Source organism: Sphingomonas sp. (genome assembly GCF_035910975.1).
GTDB lineage: Bacteria > Pseudomonadota > Alphaproteobacteria > Sphingomonadales > Sphingomonadaceae > Sphingomonas.
In genome coordinates this window covers 1-4,084 of the sequence record NZ_JAMHWM010000037.1, presented here as the reverse complement: position 1 = coordinate 4,084, position 4,084 = coordinate 1, and the positions used below count along the sequence as shown (strand labels likewise).

Below are 4,084 nucleotides of genomic sequence, written 5' to 3'. Positions count from 1 at the left end.
CGCGCCCGGGGCCTCCGGGTCGGGGCGGAAGGCGGCCTCGGTGAGGTCCGGGAGGCGCCAGTAGCCCAGGCCGACGCCGGCGCCGCCGATGACGAGCTCGCCCGGCACGCCGGCGGGCACCGGTCGTCCGGCGGCATCGACGATGGAGAGCCGCACCCCGTCGATCGCGCGCCCGATCGGCACCGGGCCGGCAGGCGGCACGGTCATCCTGTGGCACAGCGCGAACGTCGTCGTCTCGGTCGGGCCATAGCCGTTCGTCACCGCCACGCCTGGCATCTGCGCCATCGCCCGGGCGATATGGCGGTGCGAGACCGGCTCGCCGCCGGTCAGGAGATGCCGCACCGTCGGCAAGGCGGCCAGCACGCCGGCATCGACCATCTCGCAGAACAGCGAGCTGGTCAGCCAAGCGGTCGTGACGCCCGCCTCGCGCATGACCCCGGCGATCTCGCCGAACGACAATTGTCCGGGCGGCGGCAGCGCCAGCGTGCCGCCGTTCAATAGCGCGCCCCATATCTCGAAGGTGGCCGCATCGAAGGACAAGGGCGCGTAGTGCAGGATCACCCGGTCGCGCGACGGATCGAGATACCACTGGTCGCGGACCAGCGACACGACGCTCGACTGGCGGATCACTGCGCCCTTGGGCACACCGGTCGAGCCGGACGTGTACATCACATAGGCAATGCGGTTTCCCGCGCCGGCAGGCGCTGCGTGCGGTACTGCGGCAGCGGCCCCGGCCGCGAACAGCGTCGCAATCGGAATGCCTGCCACGATCTCAGGATCGTCCGCCAGGACGAGACGCGGCTCGGCATCCTCGATCTGCCGCGCCAGCCGCCCCTTCGGCTCGGCCCGGTTCAGCGGCACGTACGCGGCGCCGGCCTTGAGCACCGCCAGCATCGCGACGATCGTGTCCGCCCGCCGGTCCGCGACCATCGCCACGCGGTCGCCGGCAACCACGCCCAGCCCCCGCAGCGCAGCGGCGCCCGCATCGCTCTGGCCGCAGAGCGCGCGATAGGTCATTGCACCCCCCGGCCAGCGCAAGGCCACGGCATCGGGCTGCGCCGCCGCGGTGGCGCGGAAGACCGAGGCGACGTCCTGTCCATCGACCGTCGCGCGCACCCGGCCCCAGGCGCGCTTCTGCGCGGCGAGGTTGCGCGCGGTATCGCCCAGCGGAATATCGTCCAGCGCGGTCCGCGGCGCCGCCACCGCTTCGGCCAGAAAGCCAGCGAACAGCGACAACAGCCATGCGGCCGACGCCTCGTCGATAAAGCGGCGGCGAAACTCGAACGCCAGCAGCAGATCGGCGCCGACTTCCTGCGAGAACAACGTCAGATCGAACTTGGCCGAGGTCGACTGCAACCCCCTCGGCGCCGCGTCCTCGTCCCAGGCCGCGCCCGACGCCGTGTCGGCCAGCGCGGTCTGATGCACATACATCAGATTGAAGAACGGCGATTGGGTATCGGTGCGGCCCGGCGCCAGGTCGGCGACGAGCTTCTCGAACGGGAGCTTCGGCCGGGCGAGGAGCTCGCGCATCCGGTCGCGCGCCCGCGCCACCGCGTCGGCGAAACATGCTGTTCCATCGATCGCGACGCGGACCGGAAGCGTGTTCACGAAGAAGCCAACGATCTCATGTGTGCGGGGATCGTCGCGGTTGGCGTCGGGCACGCCGATCACCATGTCGTCGATCAGGCTCAAGCGATGCACAAAGGCGCTGAAGCTGGCGAAAAGCACACTGAAAAGCGATGTCTGCAACGAAGCCGCGAGCCTCTTGGCGGCCTGCAGCGCCGTCCTGTCCAGCTTATGCCCGATATAGCCGCCGTCCCAGGTTCCCGCGTCGGGATCGGCGCCACCGACCGGCAGCCGGACCACGCCGGGCGCGCCCTCCAGATCCGCTTTCCACACGGCGAGCGCCGCTGCCGAATGCTCGGCCCGCTGCAAGGCGGCGTAGTCGGCGTATCGGAACGGCGGCGGCACGATCCGCTCCCGCGCGCTCAGCGCAGCGCCCAGATGGCCCACGATCAGGTCCATCGACCAGCCATCCGAGATGATGTGATGCATGGTCAGGCTGAGGCTTGGGCGCCCCGTATCGCCTTGCACGAAGACCGTCCGGAAAAGGGGTGCGGTACGCAGATCGAACACGGTCTGGCATTCGCGCGCCGAGAGGGCCGCCAGCTGCTGCACCGCCTGCGTCCCCCCGATCGTCACTACACTCAGCGGCAGCTCGACCTCGGGCCAGATCACTTGGCAGGGCTCGCCGCCCATGAAATCGAAGGAGGTGCGAAGACAGTCCTGGCTGGCGGCGAGATCGCGCAGCGCCGCGCGGGCCATGCCGGGTGTGACGTCCGGGCCCAGCTCGACGCAGACATGGATGTTGTATGCGGTCGAGTCGGGCCAAAGCCGGTTCAGAAGCCAAAGCCGCTCCTGAGCGTAGCTCATGGGATGGACCTCCGGCCTCAGCGCATGTTGCCGTTCCGGGATCATGCCCATACCCTCGTTTCGGGCGCGTCATTCCGAAGCGGCGCCAGAACCTGCGCCAGCAGGGTGAGGAACCGGTCGCGGTGATCCTGCGCATGGAAGTGGCCGCCCGGGACCGCATGGAGGCAAAACGCCGCCCACGACAGCCGGCTCCAGCCGAGCATCACTTCTGGCGAGGCGATGGCGTCCCCGGTGCCGGCGATGGCGACCACCGGGCAGCCCAGCACCGACAGCCGCCGCCGGTCATAGGTCTCGCAGGCCTCGAGATCGGCCCGCAGCGCCGGCTCGGTCAGGTCAAACAGCTCCTTCGACGAAGGATAGGCACCGATCCGCTGCAAGCGCGAGGCCAGCAGCTCGCGCGGCAGCCGGTGTAGCGGCACGCCGCGCTGCGGATGGTCGGGTGGCGGGCTGGAGACGACGACGAGCATCGCCGTCCTCGGCAGCAGGCTTGCAAGCTCGTAGGCCACCAGCGCGCCGAAACTTTGCCCGAAGAGCACCAGCGGACCGTCGATAAGACCCAGCTTGTCGCGCACCACCAACTCGCGCGCGTGCTCGGCGATCGAGGTGAACGGCCGCTCGGCCATGCGCGCTTCCCGGCCGCGCAGATGCGCCGGCTTGATCCTTATCCAGGCCGGAAGCCCAGCTTGCCATACGTGATACTGGCCGGCACCGCCACCCGCGAAAGGCAACATGTAAAGCGTAGTTGCCCGTGGCATAAATTGCCTTCAATCCAATTGCACGTGGCGCTTCTTTGGGGAGAGCACGACCCCTCTGCGCTCGAAGACAGAGTAGCAGAAATCGACTTTGGGGCAAGTTGGTGCTTGGTCCGCGATGGTTCCGCGCCGGGCGGAAGCGGCGCACATGCGCCTGCCGTGTCTTCGGTTTGGGGTGACGCCCCTGGCAAGCCCAAAACCGTGCAGTTACCCGCGGGCGCAGGAGGCTTCCCTCAGCCCAACTTTGATCGTGATTGTGTCCTGGGTGTTCGACAAGTTCACGTCCGAGATGACTGGAGGATGGTCTCAATGGTCATCGCAGGGGAGCGCTGAACGGTCCACTCGTCGTTCCGTTCGAGAAGGATTGCGCCAACGGCCGGATGATGGTCTCGTTGGAAAGATACTGGCGATCAAGACAATACTAGATCCCAGTCTCCTTTCCTCCGCCAACTGCTCCGACACAACCTGTTGTCCGTCAGCCATGCCACCTAAACAGCGGTGTGAAGCGAATGTCGGTATCGGTAGTTGCGTGCCCCCGCAACCAAAGACAACACGACATATCAGCGACATACCAAAGCCCCGGCGCACCAGCCCGGGGCTTTCGCTTTGATGCGGTCAAGCAGGGGTCAAGAAATCGACCCTTCCAGAAACGAGATTGCCCGCCATAGGCGCGATCGGAGTTACCCCTCCTTCCGTTCTGCACTGGCCCCCGTTTCGACCGGACACCTCGGCATAGGCAGGGAGGCTTGAGGCTATCCTCAAGCACAGGCTCATGTCGGACGACTATCAAAGGATCGAAGTCATCACCGGCGCGGCGCGTCGTCGGCGCTGGACGACCGAGGAAAAGCTGCGCATCGTCGACGAGACGCTGCGCACGGGCGAGAGCATCTCGATCGTCG

Annotated in this window: 3 protein-coding genes; 1 reads left to right on the top strand and 2 read right to left on the bottom strand. The window is 67.4% G+C overall.

Annotation, left to right across the window (positions count from 1 at the left end):
• Both VYI76_RS13255 and VYI76_RS13250 read right to left on the bottom strand, forming a co-directional pair.
• Nucleotides 1-2,478: non-ribosomal peptide synthetase (locus VYI76_RS13255; RefSeq protein WP_326525275.1), on the bottom strand; the 2,478-nt coding region annotated here is incomplete at its 3' end.
• Nucleotides 2,475-3,164, bottom strand: a complete 690-nt coding sequence (locus VYI76_RS13250; protein ID WP_326525274.1) for a thioesterase II family protein — start codon at nt 3,162-3,164, stop codon at nt 2,475-2,477. The genes VYI76_RS13250 and VYI76_RS13255, both read right to left, overlap by 4 nt.
• A 793-nt stretch (nt 3,165-3,957) precedes the next feature.
• Here VYI76_RS13250 and VYI76_RS13245 point away from each other — a divergent pair.
• On the top strand, nt 3,958-4,084 hold a 127-nt coding region (locus VYI76_RS13245), incomplete at its 3' end, for a transposase (RefSeq protein WP_443018961.1).

Bases quoted from the DNA above. Each gene is read 5' to 3' on its own strand.
- VYI76_RS13250 (WP_326525274.1), bottom strand. From the start codon at position 3,164: ATGTTGCCTTTCGCGGGTGGCGGTGCCGGCCAGTATCACGTATGGCAA.